Raw genomic sequence first — 19333 nt, forward strand, 5'->3', positions numbered from 1 at the left:
GTGCGGCTGCCAACTGGCTCAGGGGGGAGAACACGGGCAGTGCCGTTCGAGCGGAGGAAACCACTCGATGTGGGAGCGCTCCCATGCGTCGATGTCGGAAGGTTGCTGCCTCAAGGGGGTGGGTGTCAAGAGTTGAAGACGCTTCCGTTGCCCGAGTGTGTCCTGCAAGTCACGAGACCGTGTCCCGCCCAAGTCTTGCCATATCCGCCGCAGGCCGTCCGAACCTCTGCGGTTTTCCGGAAAACCGCAGGTCAGAATGGTTTCTGAGGGAGGGTGACGGAGGGGTGAGATCGAGCCACCGCCGCTGTGTCGCATTTTGGTCCGCCGTCGGAAGCGGCGCGGTCATCTCCGGTTCACCTCCGATCGCCCGCCGGAAGGTGAACGGGCTATCGCGCGCGGCGGGGGCTCCGGGGCGGATCCGCCTTCTTTCTCCGAAGCCGCACCCCTGGGAAGGCTGCGCGCAACCGGGCGGGCGTCGATTCCGGTTCGGCCCGTGCGGTGCGGCCCGCCGGCATCGAGCGGCGGCGGGGCAGCAGGGGGCAGCAGCATGGAACGTACGGGAGCGGCACGGTCCGGGACCGTGCCGCTCCGGGAGGGTGGTGCCCCGTACGTGGGGGCGCACCCCGGCCGGATGTGGGGGTGTGGGGGCCGGCCGGGATGCGCGGGGAGGGTGATCCGTGGGGGTCGGTGGTCTGCAGGGGGTGGCGCGGCTACTTGTACGCGCCGAACGCCTTCGTGAACGCCAGCGGCTCCTGGGCGATGGAGCTGCAGGTCGCGTCGGCGCTCGGCTTCGGCCCTCCCGTGCACGCCTTGTCGCGGGTGCCCGACCACATCGCCAGCCGGCCGATCCCCTTCTGTCGGGCGAATTCCACCAGCTGGGTGGCGTCCGCGACCGTGAAGACCTCGGTGCTGACGTCGTTGACACCGATCATCGGTGTCACGGCCACGGCCTTCCAGGCGGCGGCGTCCGAGAGTCCGAGCACGCCCTTGATCTGGGCCTGGGTGGCGGTGGCCGCCTGGATCGCGTACGTGCCCATGTCGCCGCTGTACGAGGAGCCGTAGTCCATCGCCATGATGTTGACCGCGCCGACCGTGACACCGCTCTTCTTGGCACCGGCGATCAGATCGACGCCCGGCTGGGTCAGCCCCTCGGGCATGACCGGCAGGGTGAAGGAGACGTCCAGGCCGGGGTGGGACTTCTGGAGCTGTGCGATGGCCTGGGAGCGGCGGGAATTCGCCGCCGTGTCGGGCAGTGCGCCGCCCTCGATGTCGAAGTCGACCTTGGTGAGCTTGTAGGTGTCGATGACCTTGCCGTATGCCGTGGCGAGGTCGGAGGCGGAGGTGCACCGCAGGGCCAGTTCGGCGCCGACGGCCCCGCCGAAGGAGACCCGGACGTCGCCCCCCTTGGCACGCAGCGCGCCGATCTGGGAGGCCACCCGGTCGTCGCCGAGTGCGGTGACGCCGCCCCAGAGCGGGGTGCAGCCGCCGCCGGCGGTGACGAAGGCGAGGTGGAACTCCTTCACCCCGGTCCTGGTGACGGTGTCGAGGAGGTCGTAGGCCGGGTAGAGCGAGGTGTCGATGTACGGGGCGAAGCCCGCGCTGCTCGTCGAACCGCCGCCACCGGTCTCGGTGGGGGTGGGCGTGGGGGTGGCCGTGGGGGTGGCCGTGGTGGTCCCGGTCGGCTGCGGCGTCGGGGAGGTGGTCGCCGTGGCGGTGGGGGTGGGGGTCGCGGTCTCGGTGGGGCGGCCGCTGGGCTCCGGGGTGCCCGAGGTGTCCACGGAGCACTTCGCGTGGTTGATGAGGCATCCGGCCGGGTCGGCGGCCGTGCCGGTCGAGGAGGTGACGAAGCCGACGGTGACCGACGCGCCGGGCGCCAGCCGCTTGTTCCAGCTCGCGGGCTTCACCGTGACATGGCGGCCGCTGACGGTGTGGTCACCGTTCCACAGAGAAGAGAGTGCGGTGCCCGCGGGCAGGTCGAATTCCAGCGTCCAGCCCGACTGCGCCGTGTCGGTGTCGTTGGTGATGACGTACTGCCCGGTGTAGCCACTCCCCCAGTCGCTGGTCCTGGTGTACGCGGCTGCCACCGAGGCTGCCTGGGCCGTCCCGGTGAGGGCGAAGGCCGCCCCGCCGATGACGGCCGCGGCGACGACCGCGCCGATCGCCTTGCTCCTGGTGCTCGCCGTGCGCCGGTGCGTCCTGGTGCCCATCGGGTGCCTGCCTCTGTCCTGCGGGGGTGGGGTGCGAGGAGCACGCTAGCGACCGACAACCCGACAAATCGCTTCTTCCGGGCCCGGATTGAGGATCTTAGGACTGCCTTAAGGAACGCATCGGCGCTGGTTAAAGGTTCGGACCCGGATCGGACCGGAATCGGCGCGACACGTCCCCGAGGACCGCCCCGCGTCGCCGCCTCCCCACCCGGTGGCCGCGCCCGCCGCGCTCCGGGCGCCGGCCGTCGAGCCCGATCCAGATCCGTATCTCCGCCCCGCCGAGCACCGAGCGGCCGATCCGCACATCGCCGCCGGTGGACTCCGCGACCCGGCGGACGATGTCGAGACCGAGTCCGGTGGAACCCACCGCCGCCCCGGTTCCGCCAGGGCCGATCCGGCCGCTGCCGCCCCGCTCCAGGGCCGCCTCCGGGTCGGCGATGCCGCCGCCCGCGTCCGAGACCAGCACGATCACGGCGTCACCGCTGTGGTGCACATCGACCGCGAAGGCGGTTCCCTCGGGGGTGTGCCGGAAGACATTGCCGAGCAATGCGTCGAGGGCCGCGGCCAGTTCGGTGCGCGCGACCGGGATGCGGGCCGTACGGTCCACTCCCGCGAGGCTCACCTTCCGGCCCTCGTCCTCGGCGAGCGCCGACCAGAAGGCCATCCGTTCCCTGATCACCTCGGAGACGTCGCAGCCGACGCCCGGCCCGCCGCCGCGCCCCTGGGTCTGCGGGCGCTGTTCGCGGGCGGTCCTGATGATGATGTCGACCTCGTGCTCCAGCTGTTCGACCGCGGCCCGGGTCTGCTCGGCGGCCGGGCCCTCGCCGAGCGAAGCGGCGTTGAGCCGGAGCACGGTGAGCGGGGTGCGCAGCCGGTGCGAGAGATCGGCGGCCATTTCCCTCTCGGCAGCGAGGAGTTGTACGACCTGGTCGGCCATGGAGTTGAATGCCGAGGCGGCCGAGCGCAGTTCGGCCGGCCCTTCCTCCGGAACCCTGGTCCCCAGCCTTCCCTCGCCCAGGTCTCGGGCTGCCGCCGCGAGCCGTCCGGCGGGCTGCACCATCCGTACGCCGAGCCGGTCCGCGACCGCGACGGAGCCGACGACCAGTGCGACAGCAACGCCCGCCAGTATCAGCCAGGCGGCGGTGACCCCGTGGGTGACCTCGTCCTCGGGCACGAACACCTCGACGACGGCGATGCCCCCGGAGCCCAGTGCGGTCGGCTGGAGCAGCACGGAGCCGCCCGGCACCCCGCTGATCGAGGCGCGCCCCGACTTCCGTACGGTCTCCAGGTCCTTGCGGGCGGCGCGCCGGGTTCCGATCTCCACCGGCACGCTGCCCGTCTCCTGGGTGGCGGGGATGTGCACGGCCATCCGGCCCGCGCCGCCCGGCTCGGTGGTGAGCACGGCCGTTTCGAGTTCGGTGCGGTCGGTGGTGATCGAGAGGGTCGGCGCGATGGTGGCGGCCTGCCGCTCGGCGTCGGAGAAGGCGCGGTCGCGGGCCATCTCCTTGACGACCAGACCGAGCGGTACGGCGAAGGCGATCGCGACCATCGCGGTCACGGCCAGGCAGACCTTGACCAGGGCCCATCTCATGCGGGCCGGTCCGGGCCGAGCGGCTGCACCGCGGGCGGCTGGAGCTTCACGCCCACTCCGCGCAGGGTGTGCAGATAGCGGGGTCTGGCGGCCGTCTCGCCCAGCTTCCGTCGCAGCCAGGAGAGATGGACGTCGATGGTCTGGTCGTCGCCGTAGGACTGCTGCCAGACCTCGGCCAGGAGTTCCTTGCGTGCGACGACGACTCCGGGCCGCCCGGCCAGGAAGGTCAGCAGGTCGAACTCACGTCGGGTGAGGTCGAGTTCGGTGCCGTCGAGTTCGGCCCGGCGGCGCAGCGGGTCGATGGAGAGCCCGCCGACCCGGATGACGCGCGGCGCCGGTGCCTCGCTCCCGGCCGCGCGCGAACGACGCAGCACGGCGGCCATCCGGGCGGAGAGGTGCTCCACCGAGAACGGCTTGGTCAGGTAGTCGTCGGCACCGTCGTTGAGGAGCCGGACGATCTCGCTCTCGTCGTCCCGCGCGGTCGCGACGATGACGGGTACGTCGGTGATGCCGCGCAGCATCTTCAGCGCCTCGCCGCCGTCGAGGTCGGGCAGGCCGAGGTCGAGGACGACGACATCGAAGCGGAAGTGGGCGACCTCGCGCAGCGCTTCGAGCGCGGTGCCGACACTGCGCACCGTGTGGGAGGCCTCGGTCAGGTGCCGGATGAGGGCGGATCGCACGAACTGGTCGTCCTCGACCACGAGCACACTTGGCATGGGCGGCACCGTACGCCATCCGGAGGCCCGCGGTCCTGTCCGTGGGGGTTCGGGGACGGTGCGGGGTCCGGTGGTGCAGGATGTGCCGGATGCAACGAGGACTCGTACACGTGCTCGCGTGGTTGCTCGCCACCGGGGCGGCGGCCACGCTGTCGTGGTGGGGTGTGCACACGGTGATGGCGGGCACCGCGTACGACCCGCCGCGTGCCGTACCGATCGCGGCGGGCGCCCGCGGCGCCCGGTTGCCCACCGAGGAGTTGTCGTCCTCGACCCAGCGCCCCGAAGCGGCGCCGTCCCCGTCGCCCTCGCCCACCGGCACCGCTCCCCGCAGCGCCCCCGCGACCTCCGCGTCCCCCTCCCGGCAGCCGTCCCGGACCCCGGCGGCCGGCAGCCCCTCACCGGCCCGCTCCACCGCGCGTCAGGGCGCGGTGAGGAACTACGCGACGGACGGCGGCCGGGTCGTCTTCGAACTCGGCGACGACTGGGCGAAGCTCGTCTCGGCGACTCCGGCGCCCGGCTGGTCGATGCAGGTCTGGACGAACGCGGCGTGGATCCGGGTGAACTTCAGCCGGGACGACGGCACCACGGTGTCGGTCTTCTGCACCTGGAACGACCATGCGCCCCAGGTCGACATCGTCTGACCGGTCCGGGTGTCGCGGGCGGGCGCCCGGGACACCCGGCGGTCCCTCAGTCGAACGTCGAGGGCGGGGGCGCCGGTGACGGTCGCGCGTCGGCGTCGCTCACCGCGGCCGTGCCGCCGGTGAAGTCGGCGAGCGCACGCCCGTGTTCGACGCGTCCGGAGTGCGGGTCGGAGGCGACCCGGCGGGTGAACTCGGCGACCTTCGGGGGCACGTCCGAGGCGAGCAGTACCGCGTTGCCGAAGCGGCGACCGCGCCAGACGGCCGGATCGGCGGCGAGCGCCAGCTCCGGGAAGACCGCGGCCGCGGTGGCGATCTGGCCGCGCAGATGGGTCAGCGGCGGGCCGTCCGCGAGGTTGGCCACGTAACTCCCGCCGGGCTTCAGCACCCTGCGCACCTCGGCGAGGAACTCGGTGCTGGTGAGGTGGGCGGGGGTCCGAGCCCCGCTGAAGACATCGGCGATGACGAGATCGGCCCAGTCGTCCTGGATCTTCCCGAGGCCGGCCCGGGCGTCGGTGGTGCGGACCCGGATCCTGGCCTGCGGGTCCAGCGGCAGTTCCCGGCGGACCAGTTGGACGAGTGCGGCGTCCACCTCGACGATCTGCTGGGTGGAGCGGGGCCGGGTCGCGGCGATGTAGCGGGCGAGCGTGAAGGCGCCGCCGCCCAGGTGCACGACGTGCAGCGGCTGCCCGGGAGGTGCGACGAGATCGGCGATGTGGCCGATCCTGCGCTGGTACTCGAAGGACAGACAGGTGGGGTCGTCGAGGTCCACATGGGACTGGGGGGCGCCGTCGAGCGTCAGCGTCCAGGCGCGCGGGCGCTCACGGTCGGGCACGAGTTCGGCGAGAGCGCCGTCCACCGGCTCGGCGATGGGCGCCGCCCCGCGCCCGGTCCCGCGTCCGGTCCCGCGTTCGGTCCTGGCGTCGGACCGCTTGTGGCCCCCCGCGCCTCTGCTCGACGCTCCTCGACGTGCCACCGCTGCTCGTGCCTGCTCACCGCTCATCGTTCCGGGCCGGTACGGACCGGCCGTGCCGGAAGGTTCCGCCACGGGTCCATTATCGGCGCGTCCGCAGGAGCCCCGGCCGGTCGGGTCCGTGCCGGCGGTCGGTCCGCGGTCAGCGGCGGTTGTCGGCCGCCTCGATCAGCCGGGCCGCCTGGTCGAGTGCGGCCCTCAGCACGGCCGGGTCCGTGACCGGGGCGTCCTCCCCGGGCGGCAGCAGCCAGCCGCTGCCGGTGGCCGGCGGCTCGGCCGGCATGCGCAGCCCGCGGCCGTCGGTCCGCGTACAGGCGCTGCCCGGTACGTCCCAGGCGTCGGCGGTCCCCGGGGGCACCAGGAACCCGACGATGGCGCAGGCACCGTCGTGCAGGACCGGGCCGACGGACTCCTGGTCGGCGCCCCGGCGGAGGATGTCCACGGCCTCCAGTCCCTGGCGGGCCGGGACGGTCACCAGGTCACAGGGAATGGCACCGTGGTCCTGACCGGGTGCCGGGGCACCGCTCGCAGCCGGGGTGGTCGCAGTCGTCCGCGAACCGGCCTCCGTGCCGATGTGCAACAAGGGACCTCTCCTCTCATCGCCGGGCGGAGCCGGATTCCGTCTCCACAGGGACCAACGCCCTGACAGCGTCAAGGGCTACGGTGCCGCGCCGCCGCAAAGGGTGGCAGTTCATGGCAGATCACGGGTGAGAAGTCTGCTTTTGTCAGCAAACGCCGTGTGCGCAGGGTGCCGCAGCCGGTACGTTCTTGCTCCGCCGGGAACCGGAACCTGGAACCCGGCTGCACCGGAGAGGGCTCAGCCATGGTGTCGACAGGGGTAGTTCCCAACCTCGCCTTCCGGCGGCTGCGCGGACCGCGCTCGGCCGGGGAGTTCGCGGCCGCGGTACGCAGGTCCGCCCGCGAGATCGGCGAGCAGGTCTCGTGCGACGCCCGGTACATCGGACGTGTGGAGTCCGGCGAGATCCGTTGCCCCAACTACGCGTACGAGCGGGTCTTTCTGCACATGTTCCCCGGTGCCACCCTGGCGGATCTGGGCTTCTCACCGCGCGAAACGGTACGCGGGCGGGGAGGCCGGTCCGACGCCGAACCCCCACCGCCCCCCACGCTCCACAGCCAGACCGACGAGGAGAGCGACGTGCTGCGTCGCGCATTCATGACGAACGGCACCACCGCGGTGGCCGCCGCAACCCTGGGACTCGGTCTCGGCGGCACATCCGCCGCCGCTGTCCCGTCCGCCCGGCACCGGGTCGGCGAGGCCGAGGTGACCGCCGTCGAGAAGGCGGTGCGGGAGATCCGGCTGCTCGACGACCGGCACGGCGGCGACGGTCTGTACCGCAGGGCGTCCCAGCCGCTGCGGGCGGCGTACGCGCTGCTCGACTCCGGGACCGCGGCCAAGCGCTCCACCGCCGACCGGCTGCACACCGGGGCGGGCGAACTGGCCATCTCGGTGGGCTGGCTGGCCCATGACTCGGGCCGGTTCGAGGACGCCCGCTCGCACTATGCGGAGGCCCTGGCCACGGCGCGGGTGGCCGGTGACGGGGCGCTCGAGGCACATGCGTTCTGCAATGCGTCGTTCCTGGCCAGAGACATGGGGCGGCCCCGTGAGTCGGTGCGCGCGGCCGAGGCCGGGCAGCGGGCGGCGCAGCCGCTGGGCTCACCCCGGCTGCTGGCGCTGCTGGCCCTGCGGGAGGCCGGGGGCCGGGCCGGGCTCGGGGACCGCACGGGCTGCGAACGGGCGATCGGACGGGCGCACACGGCGTTCGGACGCGGTCCGGCCGACGCCGATCCGGAATGGATGTCCTTCTTCCGGGAGGCGGAGCTGGAGATGCTGGAGGCCCAGTGCTGGTCGGCGATGGGCGACTGGTCCCGGGCGGCCCGCCACGCTCTGCGGGCGACCCGCCTCCAGGACCCGCACTTCACCCGGAACCTGGCGCTGTACCGGGCCGAGCTGGCCTGGGATCTGGTCCGGGCCGGCCGGTCGGCGGAGGCGGCGGGGGCGGGCCATCAGGTGCTGGACCTGCTGAACCAGGTCCAGTCGTCCCGGATCCGGGCCATGCTCGCAGCGGCGGCGGAGGCGCTGTCCCCGCAGCGGGCCGCGCAGGAGGTGCGGGGATTCCTGGACAGGTACGCCGAGGTGTCGAAGGGGTAGCCGGCGCGGAACGGGCAGCCCGCGCCCCCGGATGATCCGGTGCCGCCGGGCTCGCGCGTCCGGTGCCGCACCCTGCCGCGGGATGATCGGTGCCGCCGGGATCCTCTGCCGGACCCGGCTCAGCGCTCCAGGTGGCCCGTGTCGTTCCAGCGTTCCATCGCGGGTGCTCCGTACGCCCACCCCAGCACCGAGAGCGAGGTCGGATCGAGTCGGATGCGCGCCGCGAACGACACGTCCTCGCCCAGCCACCGCGCCCCCAGCGCCCGCAGGATGTGGCCGTGGGCGAAGACCAGGACATCGCGCTCGGCCGAGCGCGCCCACGCGACGATCTCGTCGGCACGGGCGGACAGCTCGGCCAGGGTCTCCCCCTGGGGCACCCCGTCGCGCCAGATGAACCAGTCCGGGCGGATCGCCTTTATCTGGGCCGGCGTCATCCCCTCGTACGCCCCGTAGTCCCACTCCAGCAGCGCGTCCCACGGTTCGGCCCGGTCCGCGAAGCCCGCGATGTCGCAGGTCTCCTTGGCCCGGAGCAGCGGGCTGGTGCGGACCTCCAGACCCGGCAGGTCCGCCCACGGCCTGCGGTGCAGCCGCTCGCCGAGGAGCTTGGCACCCGCCCGGCCGCTGTCGAGCAGGGGGATGTCCGTCCTGCCGGTGTGATTGCCCTTGACCGACCATTCCGTCTGGCCGTGCCGGGCGAGCAGGATACGCGGTGCCATGACGGCTCTCCCTGAAACTGAGGTCGGAGGACGGAGATCAACAAAACACGAATCAGATCTTCCGGTTTTCCCATCATCGCGCACGCCTGCCGGAAGCAACCCCGGGGCCGGGACCCGCGTCCCTCCCTGAGCGGAGAAGTCCGCATACCTGGGGCATCCGTCCTGGGAACCCCGGGGAAAACGACCACCGACCCGCGCCGTACGGTTGAACGCCCGCCGTCGCCGCACGCACACATGATGGAGAGCTTCCGGATGCAGTCAGCCAGCACCGCACCTGTGCCGGTCTCGCAGCCCCGTTGGTGGACCGAGCTGCCGCTGCTGGCTCTGGTGTACGGAGCCTACTCGGCGGGCCGGCTGGTGGCGCGGGGGGATGTGTCCACGGCCGTCGACCACGGTCTGCGCATACTGCATCTGGAGAAGGTGCTCCGCATCAACTTCGAGCACCCGCTCAACCGGCTGCTGACCGCCCGCTCCTCGCTCGGCATACCCGCCGACTTCGTGTACGCGACGTTGCACTACGTGATAACCCCGGTCGTTCTCATATGGCTGTTCCGCCGTCACAAGGCGGTGTACCGCAGGGCCCGCACCTGGCTGATGACCTCGACGCTGTTCGGCCTGATCGGCTTCACACTGATGCCGACCTGCCCGCCCCGGCTGCTCGACGCCGCCCACGGTTTCGTCGACACGATGGCGCAGTACAGCTCGTACGGCTGGTGGGGCACCGAGGCGAGCGCCCCGCGGGGCATGGGCGGTATGACGAACCAGTACGCGGCGATGCCGAGCCTGCACGTCGGCTGGGCGCTCTGGTGCGGAATCCTGATATGGCGCCACGCGCGGCACCCGCTCGTCCGGGCCCTGGGGGTCCTCTACCCCCTGGTCACCACGTTGGTGGTGATGGGTACGGCCAACCACTACTTCCTCGACGCCGTCGCGGGCGCTGCCGTGATGGGGGTCGGGGCGCTGCTGGCGAGGCCGGTGCTGCGCATCGCCGACCGGGTCAGGAGCCGGGTCGCGGACCGCTTCCCGCGGTTCGCCGGGGTCACAGCGTCCCCGGCCGACGGTGAGACCGCGGTCGTGACATCCCCGGTCACTGGTGACACCGCGGCCGTGACGTCCCCGGTTGTCGGTGCCGGATGCAAGACTTCGGCGGGTGAGCGAATCCCTGGCCAGCGGACCACCTCCGCAGACTCCCCCCATGCCGCGCCATCGGCCGACGCAGACGCCCCGGCAGACCGGGCACCCCGGGCCGAAGCCGTTGCCCCCGCAGGAGCGGGAGCAGCGGGGGACGGCACTGCGCCGGCGGATCGCTGAGCTGCGGGGCCCGGCCGTTCCGCCGCGTCCGCTGGACGCCCGCGCACTGGCCGCCCTCGCCGCCAATCCGGGCTGCCGGCGCCGCGCCCTGCTGGACGGGGCCGGGGTGGACAAGGCCAAGCTGGCCGACGCGCTCGGTTCACCGGCTCCCTTCGGCCAGTCCCAGTTCGCTCTCGTCCGGGGCAACGCCTTCGAGGCCAGGGTGAAGGCCGACGGCGGTACGGAGCTGATGCGGCTGCTGTGCGAGCGCCTCGGCGGCGGCGAGGCTCCGCGCGAGGTCGTGGTGCCCGATCTGACCGCGGCCGGCCCCGAGGGCCGCGCGGCCCGTACGGCGCTGGCGCTGCGGGAGGCGACCGGGGCGGGCGGCTGGGCCCTGCTGGACCACCCGATGCTGGCGCTGGAGGTGGCGGGATCTCCCGCCTATCTGGAGCCGGACGCGGTGGCGGTGCACCCCGACGGCACCTGGACGGTTGTGGAGATCAAGTCCTTCCCCATGATCGACGGCTCCGCCGACGCGGCGAAGGTCGGTGCGGCGGCCCGGCAGTCCGCCGTCTACGTCCTGGCACTGGAACGCATCGCGGAGCTGACCGAGGGCGCGGCGGTGGACCACCGTGTGCTGCTGGTCTGCCCGAAGGACTTCTCCAACCTGCCCACCGCCTCGGTCGTCGACGTACGCAAACAGCGTGCGGTCACCCGGCGCCAGCTGGCCAGGCTGACCCGGTTCGAGGAGATCGCGGCGGCCCTGCCCGAGGGCACCACCTTCGATCCGGGGTGCTCCCGGCAGCAGCTGGACGCCGCGGTCGAGTCGGTCGCCGCGGCGTACGCCCCGGAGTGCCTGGCCGCCTGCGAGCTGGCCTTCCACTGCCGGGCGAAGGCCCGCGCGGCCGACGCGGTGGAGGCGCTGGGGCGGAGCGTGCGGGGCGAGCTCGGCGGGCTGACGACGGTGCGGGCGGTCCTGGCCGCGGCCGCGGGCAAGGAGGGCGACCCGACGGATCCGACGGTAGCGGCCCTGCGGTGTGCGGCGGCGCTGCGCGCCGAGGCGTTGGAGGGCGGAGCGGCATGTCGCTGATCAGCACCCTGGCCCGGCTGGAGGCCGTGGAGAGCGGGCGCGCGCAGCCGTTGACGACGGTCCTGCACCGCCATCTCACCGACCGGCCGCTCGTCCTGGTGCCCCTGACCACGGCCGGTGAGGCGGGCGCACCGCTGGGCGCGCTCGTCGGGACCGACCGGGACGCGCCGCGTCTGCTGACGGTGCCGCAGCCGCGCGACCGGGATCTGCGCTTCGCGTTCCTGGCCGAGCTGGCCGAGCAGGTGCTGCCGCACATCGAGGCGTACGAGGACGTCGTCGAGCCCGCCGAGCGGAACGAGACCGATCCGGAGACCGGCAAGAAGGTCAAGGTCGAGGTAGACCTGTGCGCGGACGCGCCGCAGTTGATCGTGCCGAGCCGGGCGGGCATCGAGCTCGTACGACTGCTCGGCCGCTCCATGCGGTTCCGGCGGACGGCCGAGGACGATCCCGACACCCCGTATCCCGCCCCGGCCCGCGTTCCGTTGCTGGGCCGCTGGCTGACGCACTACGGGGAACGCTCCAGGGTGCCGGGCTCCTCGCTCCTGCTGGCCGCGACCGATCTGCTGAACCGGCACTGGGCGACCGGGCAGAGCAGTCTGGAGGACCAGCACCTGGGTGCGCTGCTGGCCTGGATCGACACCCCGCCGGGCGGTCGCGGGGACCTGGCCGCGCTCCGTGCGGAGCTGGAGCGGGACGGCGAGGGGCAGCTGTGGTGCCCGCCCGCCGGTCCGGCCACCGACCCGGCGTTCGACAACAAGCTGCTGGCGCCCGCCATCGAAAAGTACGACCGGGCGCGCACCGCGCTCGCGACGGCCGAGGACGGTCCGACGGCCGACACCCGGCTCGCCGCACTGTCCGCCGCCGAGCGGGAGATCGGGGCCCTGCTGGCCCGGGTGATGCGGCCGACCTGGGACGCGGTGTGGCGGGGTCTCGATCTGCTGAAGGAGCTGCCCGAGGGGGCGCGGGCCGAGGACCGCTGGACCAGGGACCGCTGGTCGTTCACCGGCCACCGGGACCGGGTGCGTTCCGGTGAGCCCCCGCAGCCGCGCCGGGACGACGCGGTGACGGCGGCGCAGAAGCTGGCCTCGCGCGAGACGGCGCAGGCCCAGCTGGACGCGCAGGAGGCGCTGGACGATCCGCTGGTGCTGGCCGGGCGGCGGCTGGCCGGTGAGGCGTTCGTCGGCGAGGTGACGGAGGTCGTGATGGCGTACAGCGATTCCAAGCGCCCCTCCCCCCGTCCGCTGGTCACGGTCCGCACCGACGAGCGCCCGCATCTCGGCGAACGCTCCAAGGTGTACCGCTCGTTGGACGGCCGGCCGCAGACCGCCGAGTTCGTGAGTCACACGGCGGAGCCGGACGACGGGGGCGCGCCCTCGCTGGTGCTGCGGATCACCGACCGGATGGGCCGCGGCAAGGAGCCGGCCCCGGGTTCGGTGCCCGAGCCGGGCGACCGGATCGCCTGGACCCTGTTCGAGCACGATCAGCGCGGCGGTCCGAAGCTGCCGGATCCCGAGGAGACGCCCTGGACGCACGGCGGCCCGCCGGGCTCCGCCGCCGTGCGGGCCGAGAGCCCCGATCCCGTGACACCGGAGGACCTGCTGTGACGGCCGTATTCGACCCGGGCGCCCAGGCCGCGCAGGCGACCGACGCGATCCTCGCCGACACCCTGCGCGGCAGGTCCCGCGGCATCGTGGTGGACTCCCCGCCGGGCGCGGGGAAGTCAACGCTCGTGGTGCGCGCCGCACGCGAACTCGCCGCGGCAGGACACCCGTTGATGGTGGTCGCGCAGACCAACGCACAGGTGGACGACCTGGTGGTGCGGCTGGCCGAGAAGGACCCGGAGCTGCCGGTCGGCCGGCTGCACAGCAGCGACTCCGATCCGTACGACACGGTGCTGGACGGCCTGGCCAACGTACGGAAGTCGGCCAAGGCCGCGGATCTCGCGGGCCTCGACATCGTCATCTCGACGGCCGCCAAGTGGGCGCACGTGAAGAACGTCGAGCCGTGGGGCCACGCGATCGTCGACGAGGCGTACCAGATGCGTTCGGATGCGCTGCTGGCCGTCGCCGGTCTCTTCGAACGGGCTCTGTTCGTCGGTGACCCGGGCCAGTTGGACCCGTTCTCGATCGTGGGTGCGGACCAGTGGGCGGGGCTGAGCTACGACCCGTCGGCGAGCGCGGTCTCCACCCTGCTCGCGCACAATCCCGGACTGCCGCAGCACCGGCTGCCGGTGTCGTGGCGGCTGCCCGCCTCCGCCGCGCCGCTCGTCTCGGACGCGTTCTACCCGTACACCCCGTTCCGCAGCGGTACGGACCACGGGGACCGGCGGCTGTCGTTCGGCGTCGCGTCCGACGGCTCGGCGCCCGACCGGGTGCTGGACGAGGCCGCGGAGTCCGGCTGGGGTCTGCTCGAACTCCCGGCCCGGCACACCCCGCGCACCGATCCGGAGGCGGTGCGGGCGGTGGCGTTGGTCGTCCGCCGGCTCCTGGACCGGGGCGGCGCGGCGACGAGCGAGCGCTCCCCGGAGCCGGTCGCGGTGACGGCGGACCGGGTGGCGGTCGGCACCGCCCACCGCGACCAGGCGGCGGCGGTACGGGCGGCACTCGCGGAGCTCGGTGTGACAGGCGTGGCGGTGGACACGGCGAACCGGCTCCAGGGCCGCGAGTTCGACGTGACGGTGGTCCTGCACCCGCTGTCCGGCCGCCCGGACGCCACGGCGTTCCACTTGGAGACGGGCCGCTTGTGCGTCCTTGCCTCGCGCCACCGCCATGCGTGCATCGTGGTGTGCCGGGCGGGCGTCGCGGACCTGCTGGACGAGCACCCGTCGACGGAGCCGGTGCAGTTGGGGGTCACCGTCAAGTTCCCGGACGGCTGGGAGGCGAACCATGCCGTGCTGGCCCATCTGAACGAGCACCGGGTGCCGTGGCGGCCGTGAGCCCCCGTCCCGGGATCCGCGATGTCCCCTTGCGCGACGTTGGAGAATGGAGGGTGGCCGTCGGGCCCACCGAAGGAGGACACACCACATGGCACAACCCGAGCGGAAGGAGCAGCAGCGGCTGCGTCCCGCGCCGCTGCTCTTCGAGCCGTCGGTCGCGGTCGCCGATCCTGAGCACTTCTTCGACCTGGAGTCGATGGAGGATCCGGGCGAGCTGCTGAGCCGCGCCACCGAGCTGACCCTGGCGTTCCGTGCCGCGACCGACCGTGCGGTGGAGTTCCAGGCGATCGCTGCCGCCCAGCTCGCCGATCCGAGCCGGTTCGACCGGCTCACGATCGCCGACATCGCGGAGCGGGCGGAGTGGACCGAGGACTACGCGAAGAAGATGGTCGAGTTCGGCTGGAGTCTGCTGGGCGGTCACACGCCCTGACCGCGGGACCGGCCTCCTCCCACCGTCGTGCGGGTTCGCCCGGTTCCGCCGATCGCGCCGGTCTCGTCGGTTCCTGACACCGGGCACCTCCATTGGCATATGCCGGGGTGCAAAATACTCCTCGGCGCCCCACCCTGTCCCGCTTTCCGGCAACTCTCGGGATCCGCTCCGTCACGCCCGGTAGACATGGATCCATGAGCACACGGCTGCCAGACGAGACGACCCTGCATCGCAGCGACACCCCCCACCACGGCACCGGCCTCCGCTCCTTCCCGCAGGCCCGCGCGGCGAACCGGACCGCCCGGATCACGGCGGCCGGCGCCGCCTGGCTCGCGGGCGCCACGGCCTATCCGCGCAGCACCCTGGTCCAGTGGGAGTCCCACCCCACCTTGCCCGGGGTCCTCCCGTGCGGTTCGGCCTTCGACGTGGTGAACGTGCCCGCACTCTTCGGGCGCCGGATGCTGGGGCACCTGTGGACGGACGGCCCCGGCTCCGGCCCCGTCGCCACCCACCGCGGGCGGATGCTGCTCTTCGCCTCCCCCGGCACCGCCCAGCGGTTGCCGTCGCTGCTCGACTGGGAGGAGTGGGGCGGCGGTCTCGAACCACGGGGCGGCACGGATCGGCGGCAGGACCGGGGCGACGGAAGGGTTCCGTCGCTGCTCTGTCACGGCACCGGGGACGCGGTGACCGTACCCCCGCTGACCTGCACTTCCTCCACGCCGGGCCCGCGCTGGGTGGTCGCACCCGACACCCGCGCCCCCTGGCTGCCGGGTCCGGACGTGCTCCTCTGGGCCTGCGTGCGGGTCGCCCGGTCGACACCCGCACCGGCCGACCAGGATTCGATTTTTCCTCCCGCCGATCAGGGTGCTAATGTCTACGACGTCAGCAGGCGCCGCTAGCTCAGTTGGTTAGAGCAGCTGACTCTTAATCAGCGGGTCCGGGGTTCGAGTCCCTGGCGGCGCACAGACAGAAGAAGCCCTCTCGCATACGCGAGGGGGCTTCTTCGTGTGCGCGGGAAGGCATGTGCACCGAGGGCGTGCGCCTCGGGACGCGGCGCCGGCGCCTCACACCCCCGTGACGATCCGGACCGTCCAGGCGCCCGACGGTTTCTGGTCGGCAACCTCGACCCGGGCGTGCGCGCCGGGGATGGTGTACGTCTCACCGACCCGCAGCGGGGCGTCCGCGAGCGGAGGGTAGACGGAGCGCTCCCAGCAGGCGTCGGAGTGCGGATGGGTGTCGATGACCTCGATCGGGCCACCGCCCGACGGGGTTCCGTTGCGTACCCGGTAGAGCAGGATGCCCTCGGCGCACGTCGTGCGGTCGTTGCCGGTCGCGCTGCGGGCCTCGATGGCCACGGCGCTTCCCTCACCGGTCCTGATCACCGCGAGCCGGGTGCCGAGGGAGGCCCCGGGGACGGGCACGGCGGAAATCGGCTCCAGGGTGATGTCCCGACTGCGCTGGACGCACACCACCTGCCTCTGGTCCAGCCAGCCCACCTTCCACTTGTGCCAGCCGAAGAAATCCGGCGCGAGGCCGAACTGGCTGCCCATGACGTCCCAGTCGCCGACATGGGTGTCCCAGTCGCCCTTGCCGTCGGACGGCCGGTGGTAGAGGTCCGGCAGGTCGAAGACGTGCCCGGTCTCGTGGGCCAGGACGTTGTGGTCCGGCGGGTGCTGTTCGAAGACGGTGACGATGCGCCGGATGTCCGTGCCGTCGGCGTGCAGCGGGCGGTCGAAGTTGACGACCTTGGTGGCGTCGGCGTCGACGCCGGGGGCGTCCGGGTCCGCGACCAGGTAGACGATGTCGAAACGGGAGAAGTCGACCTCCGGATCGGCCACCGCGATGGCGTCGCGCAGATAGGCGCTGCGCCGTTCGTTGTTCCAGTCACGCTGTATGCCGTACCAGGTGGACGCCTTCGGCATCTGGATCCACTGCTGCAGCGGGTGCGGGCGCAGGGTGAACTTCCCGTACGAGGCGCGCTGGAAGAACTGGGTGGTGGCGGGGAAGTAGTCGGCGACGAGTTCCCCGGGGGTGGCGGTGGGGCGGTGGTCCGGGAAGGAGACGAAGACCATGATCGCGTCCAGCGAGTGGTCCGGGCGGAGATAGGCGTCGTTCCAGTCCTCCAGGCCGAGCGAGTGGTGGACCTCGGTCCGGGGCAGCGCACACGGCCCCGCTTCGCTGGTGAGCGCCGCGGCCGGCCCGGTGACCAAGGAGGTGGCAGCGAGCGCCAGCAGGGAGGTCACCGCCGCCGCGACACCGCGCAGGCTCGGCCTCTCCACTCCCCCGGCTCTGCGCTGACGCGGCACGTCCACCTCCGGGTGCGGGATACGGTCACCCATCCACCCTGTGATGATTTACGGCTTTCGTCCTGCTGGGCTGCCCCAGTCGAGTCAGCGACCTATCGAGACGTTTGCCGTCACAGACAGTCATGATCGCTCACTGGGATACCGCGAGAGAGCCGAATCGCTCACAAACGATCAGCCAGGGGCAAACCGGATCGATGTGCGACTGACCCAAGTGGGGCGTACGCGGGGCGCGGAAGGGCCCGGCGCTGGAACGCCCCGCGCCCCAGCCTCTATGCTTCACCAGGCTTTCCCGCGTGGTTACCGCCTCCGACGACGGCGCCCCGCGCGGCGGGCCAGTCCGGCCACACCTGTTCAGGACAGAACTGCACGGCGGGAGCGAGCGGTGAGCGGTACCTCCGAAGGGCCGGGGCGCGCGGCGGGCGCAGCCGCCCCTTCCGCAGGACTGTCGATCACGGAGCGTCACCACGCGTGGCCGTCGGCCGGAACCGAACGGTCCGAGCACCACGACTACCGGGCCGCCTTCCGCGCTGCCACGCTCCCGATGGCCGTCGTCGACCACGAGGGCCTGGTCGTCGCCGCCAACGACGCCCTCGGCGGCCTCCTCGGTCTCTCCGACGCGGCCCTGACCGCTCAGTCGGCAGCCGATCTGCTCGACCTCGTGGCGGACGACCACACCTGGCGCGCCTACCGCGAGGTGCTGCACCGCAGGCGCTCGCGGTTCTGCTGCACCCGCAGGCTCAAGCATCCCGACGGGCGCGCGCTGTGGGCCGAGATCACCGTCGTGACGATGCCCGGGCCCGAAGCCGGCCGGGCCGACGCCCCGGAGCCCGGCCGGGTGCTGCTCTCCATCACGGACATCAGTGACCGCCGCGCACTGCAGAAGCGGCTGCGCCACCTCCAGATGCACGACCCGCTGACCCGGCTGCCCAACCGGACGCTGTTCTTCGAACGGCTCTCGGCCGCCCTGGAGACCCCGCCGTACCGGAACGGCAGCGCCCCGCACCGCGGCCGGATCGGGCTCTGCTACCTCGACCTCGACGGCTTCAAGGCCGTCAACGACACCCTGGGCCACCGGACCGGCGACCGGCTGCTCGCCGCCGTCGCCGCACGGCTCAGCGACTGCGCGGCACAGGACGGCGGCCCGCACCCTCGCGGGCCCCATCTCGTGGCGCGCCTGGGCGGCGACGAGTTCGCGCTCCTGGTCGAGGACTCCGCCGGTACGCAGCAGCTCACCGACCTGGCCCGCAAGGTCCTCGCGGCGCTGCAGAAGCCCTTCGACCTGGGCGGGCAGCGGCTCTCCGTCTCGGCCTCGATCGGCGTGGTGGAGCGGCCGGTGGACGGCACCACGGCGACCGGTCTGATGCAGGCCGCCGACACCACGCTGTACTGGGCGAAGGCCGACGGCAAGGCGCGCTGGACGGTCTTCGACCCGGAGCGCAACGCCCATCGGATGACCCGGCAGACGCTCTCCTCCAACCTGCGGCCCGCCGTCGAACGCGGGGAGTTCACCATCGAGTACCAGCCGCTGGTCGGCATGGCCGACGGAGTCGTACGCGGGGTCGAGGCGCTGGTCCGCTGGAACCACCCGCAGTTCGGCATGCTCTCGCCGAATCGGTTCGTCACGATCGCCGAGGAGGACGGTTCGATCGTCCAGCTCGGCCGCTGGGTGCTGCGGTCCGCCTGCCGGCAGGCCCGGCGCTGGCAGCTCGACCACCCGTCCGAGCCGCCCCTGTTCATCAGCGTCAATGTCGCCGTACGGCAGGTCTGGGACTCCGACCTGGTCACCGATGTCGCGGAGATCCTCGCCGAGACCGGGCTTGACCCCGGGCTGCTGCAGCTGGAGCTGACCGAGTCGGCCGTGATGGGATCGGCGGGCCGCCCGCTCCAGGCCCTCCGGGCGTTGAGCGACATGGGCGTACGGATCGCCATCGACGACTTCGGGACCGGCTATTCGAATCTCGCCTATCTGAGCCGGCTACCGGTCTCCGTGCTGAAGCTGGACGGCTCGTTCGTCCGCGGCTTCCGCTATGAGGAGGGCGACCGGCCGAGCCCCGCCGACGAGACCATCGTCGAGGCGATGGTGGCACTGGCGCACCGTCTGGGTCTGACCGTCACCGCGGAGTGCGTGGAGACGGTCGACCAGGCGGAACGGCTGCGCAGGATCGGCTGCGACACCGGGCAGGGCTGGCTGTACTCGCGGGCGGTGGCGCCGGAGCGGATCGCCGAGCTGATCGGTGGCGGCAGCCTCAAGGTCTGAACCCGGTGGCGCGG

Annotated in this window: 16 protein-coding genes and 1 tRNA gene; 10 read left to right on the plus strand and 7 right to left on the minus strand. The window is 72.7% G+C overall.

The window, feature by feature from the left end; all coding sequences use genetic code 11:
* Positions 1–710: 710 nt before the first annotated feature.
* From AB0L71_RS22835 to AB0L71_RS22845, 3 genes are all read right to left on the minus strand, one after another.
* Positions 711–2207, minus strand: a complete 1497-nt coding sequence (locus tag AB0L71_RS22835) for a cellulose binding domain-containing protein (protein ID WP_365245948.1) — start codon at positions 2205–2207, stop codon at positions 711–713.
* Between the two features lie 130 nt (positions 2208–2337).
* Positions 2338–3798, minus strand: coding sequence for a HAMP domain-containing sensor histidine kinase (locus AB0L71_RS22840; RefSeq protein WP_365245951.1), 1461 nt, complete (start codon positions 3796–3798; stop codon positions 2338–2340).
* Complete coding sequence (locus AB0L71_RS22845) at positions 3795–4514, minus strand: response regulator transcription factor (protein ID WP_365245954.1); 720 nt, start codon at positions 4512–4514, stop codon at positions 3795–3797. The genes AB0L71_RS22840 and AB0L71_RS22845 overlap by 4 nt, the downstream gene beginning before the upstream one ends.
* 89 nt (positions 4515–4603) lie before the next feature.
* Between AB0L71_RS22845 and AB0L71_RS22850 the strand changes: the two genes are divergently transcribed.
* Positions 4604–5155, plus strand: coding sequence for a hypothetical protein (locus AB0L71_RS22850; RefSeq protein WP_365245957.1), 552 nt, complete (start codon positions 4604–4606; stop codon positions 5153–5155).
* 46 nt (positions 5156–5201) lie between these two features.
* On the opposite strand, the gene AB0L71_RS22855 is transcribed toward AB0L71_RS22850, so the two are convergent.
* Positions 5202–6128: a fused MFS/spermidine synthase gene (locus tag AB0L71_RS22855; RefSeq protein WP_365246077.1), complete on the minus strand. Its 927-nt coding sequence runs from the start codon at positions 6126–6128 to the stop codon at positions 5202–5204.
* A 139-nt stretch (positions 6129–6267) separates the two neighbouring features.
* On the minus strand, positions 6268–6708 hold the full coding sequence (locus AB0L71_RS22860) for a hypothetical protein (RefSeq protein WP_365245960.1): 441 nt from the start codon (positions 6706–6708) through the stop codon (positions 6268–6270).
* A 240-nt stretch (positions 6709–6948) separates the two neighbouring features.
* Between AB0L71_RS22860 and AB0L71_RS22865 the strand changes: the two genes are divergently transcribed.
* On the plus strand, positions 6949–8295 hold the full coding sequence (locus AB0L71_RS22865) for a tetratricopeptide repeat protein (protein WP_365245963.1): 1347 nt from the start codon (positions 6949–6951) through the stop codon (positions 8293–8295).
* A gap of 119 nt (positions 8296–8414) precedes the next feature.
* Here the strand turns inward: AB0L71_RS22865 and AB0L71_RS22870 are convergent, their stop codons facing one another.
* Positions 8415–9011 (minus strand): histidine phosphatase family protein, encoded by a 597-nt coding sequence (locus tag AB0L71_RS22870; RefSeq protein WP_365245966.1) that lies wholly within the window; start codon positions 9009–9011, stop codon positions 8415–8417.
* 237 nt (positions 9012–9248) lie between these two features.
* On the opposite strand from AB0L71_RS22870, the gene AB0L71_RS22875 reads away from it, so the two are divergent.
* The 7 genes from AB0L71_RS22875 to AB0L71_RS22905 all read left to right on the plus strand — a co-directional run bounded on the left by AB0L71_RS22875 (position 9249) and on the right by AB0L71_RS22905 (position 15719).
* Positions 9249–10322: a phosphatase PAP2 family protein gene (locus AB0L71_RS22875; protein ID WP_365246080.1), complete on the plus strand. Its 1074-nt coding sequence runs from the start codon at positions 9249–9251 to the stop codon at positions 10320–10322.
* A complete protein-coding gene (locus AB0L71_RS22880) occupies positions 10207–11391 on the plus strand; it encodes a hypothetical protein (RefSeq protein ID WP_365245969.1) in 1185 nt (394 codons plus the stop codon). The genes AB0L71_RS22875 and AB0L71_RS22880 overlap by 116 nt, the downstream gene beginning before the upstream one ends.
* Positions 11382–12995, plus strand: coding sequence for a hypothetical protein (locus AB0L71_RS22885; protein ID WP_365245972.1), 1614 nt, complete (start codon positions 11382–11384; stop codon positions 12993–12995). The genes AB0L71_RS22880 and AB0L71_RS22885 overlap by 10 nt, the downstream gene beginning before the upstream one ends.
* Positions 12992–14326 (plus strand): AAA domain-containing protein, encoded by a 1335-nt coding sequence (locus tag AB0L71_RS22890; RefSeq protein WP_365245975.1) that lies wholly within the window; start codon positions 12992–12994, stop codon positions 14324–14326. Before AB0L71_RS22885 ends, AB0L71_RS22890 begins: the two co-directional genes overlap by 4 nt.
* An 88-nt stretch (positions 14327–14414) precedes the next feature.
* Complete coding sequence (locus AB0L71_RS22895; RefSeq protein ID WP_365245978.1) at positions 14415–14756, plus strand: hypothetical protein; 342 nt, start codon at positions 14415–14417, stop codon at positions 14754–14756.
* Between the two features lie 194 nt (positions 14757–14950).
* Positions 14951–15655, plus strand: coding sequence for a hypothetical protein (locus AB0L71_RS22900; protein WP_365245981.1), 705 nt, complete (start codon positions 14951–14953; stop codon positions 15653–15655).
* A tRNA-Lys gene (locus AB0L71_RS22905) sits at positions 15646–15719 on the plus strand. The genes AB0L71_RS22900 and AB0L71_RS22905 overlap by 10 nt, the downstream gene beginning before the upstream one ends.
* Before the next feature lie 101 nt (positions 15720–15820).
* Here AB0L71_RS22905 and AB0L71_RS22910 read toward each other — a convergent pair.
* Positions 15821–17095 (minus strand): M6 family metalloprotease domain-containing protein, encoded by a 1275-nt coding sequence (locus AB0L71_RS22910; RefSeq protein WP_365245984.1) that lies wholly within the window; start codon positions 17093–17095, stop codon positions 15821–15823.
* Between the two features lie 409 nt (positions 17096–17504).
* Between AB0L71_RS22910 and AB0L71_RS22915 the strand changes: the two genes are divergently transcribed.
* Positions 17505–19319, plus strand: coding sequence for an EAL domain-containing protein (locus AB0L71_RS22915; RefSeq protein WP_365246083.1), 1815 nt, complete (start codon positions 17505–17507; stop codon positions 19317–19319).
* The last annotated feature ends 14 nt before the right edge of the window (positions 19320–19333 follow it).

Origin of the sequence: Streptomyces sp. NPDC052052 (assembly GCF_040680455.1) — a bacterium.
Lineage (GTDB): Bacteria > Actinomycetota > Actinomycetes > Streptomycetales > Streptomycetaceae > Streptomyces.

Coding starts and splice junctions, on each gene's coding strand:
- AB0L71_RS22835 (WP_365245948.1), bottom strand. CDS start 2,207: ATGGGCACCAGGACGCACCGGCGCACGGCGAGCACCAGGAGCAAGGCG.
- AB0L71_RS22895 (WP_365245978.1), top strand. CDS start 14,415: ATGGCACAACCCGAGCGGAAGGAGCAGCAGCGGCTGCGTCCCGCGCCG.
- AB0L71_RS22865 (WP_365245963.1), top strand. CDS start 6,949: ATGGTGTCGACAGGGGTAGTTCCCAACCTCGCCTTCCGGCGGCTGCGC.
- AB0L71_RS22845 (WP_365245954.1), bottom strand. CDS start 4,514: ATGCCAAGTGTGCTCGTGGTCGAGGACGACCAGTTCGTGCGATCCGCC.
- AB0L71_RS22875 (WP_365246080.1), top strand. CDS start 9,249: ATGGAGAGCTTCCGGATGCAGTCAGCCAGCACCGCACCTGTGCCGGTC.
- AB0L71_RS22885 (WP_365245972.1), top strand. CDS start 11,382: ATGTCGCTGATCAGCACCCTGGCCCGGCTGGAGGCCGTGGAGAGCGGG.
- AB0L71_RS22870 (WP_365245966.1), bottom strand. CDS start 9,011: ATGGCACCGCGTATCCTGCTCGCCCGGCACGGCCAGACGGAATGGTCG.
- AB0L71_RS22910 (WP_365245984.1), bottom strand. CDS start 17,095: ATGGGTGACCGTATCCCGCACCCGGAGGTGGACGTGCCGCGTCAGCGC.
- AB0L71_RS22900 (WP_365245981.1), top strand. CDS start 14,951: ATGAGCACACGGCTGCCAGACGAGACGACCCTGCATCGCAGCGACACC.
- AB0L71_RS22840 (WP_365245951.1), bottom strand. CDS start 3,798: ATGAGATGGGCCCTGGTCAAGGTCTGCCTGGCCGTGACCGCGATGGTC.
- AB0L71_RS22880 (WP_365245969.1), top strand. CDS start 10,207: ATGCCGCGCCATCGGCCGACGCAGACGCCCCGGCAGACCGGGCACCCC.
- AB0L71_RS22850 (WP_365245957.1), top strand. CDS start 4,604: ATGCAACGAGGACTCGTACACGTGCTCGCGTGGTTGCTCGCCACCGGG.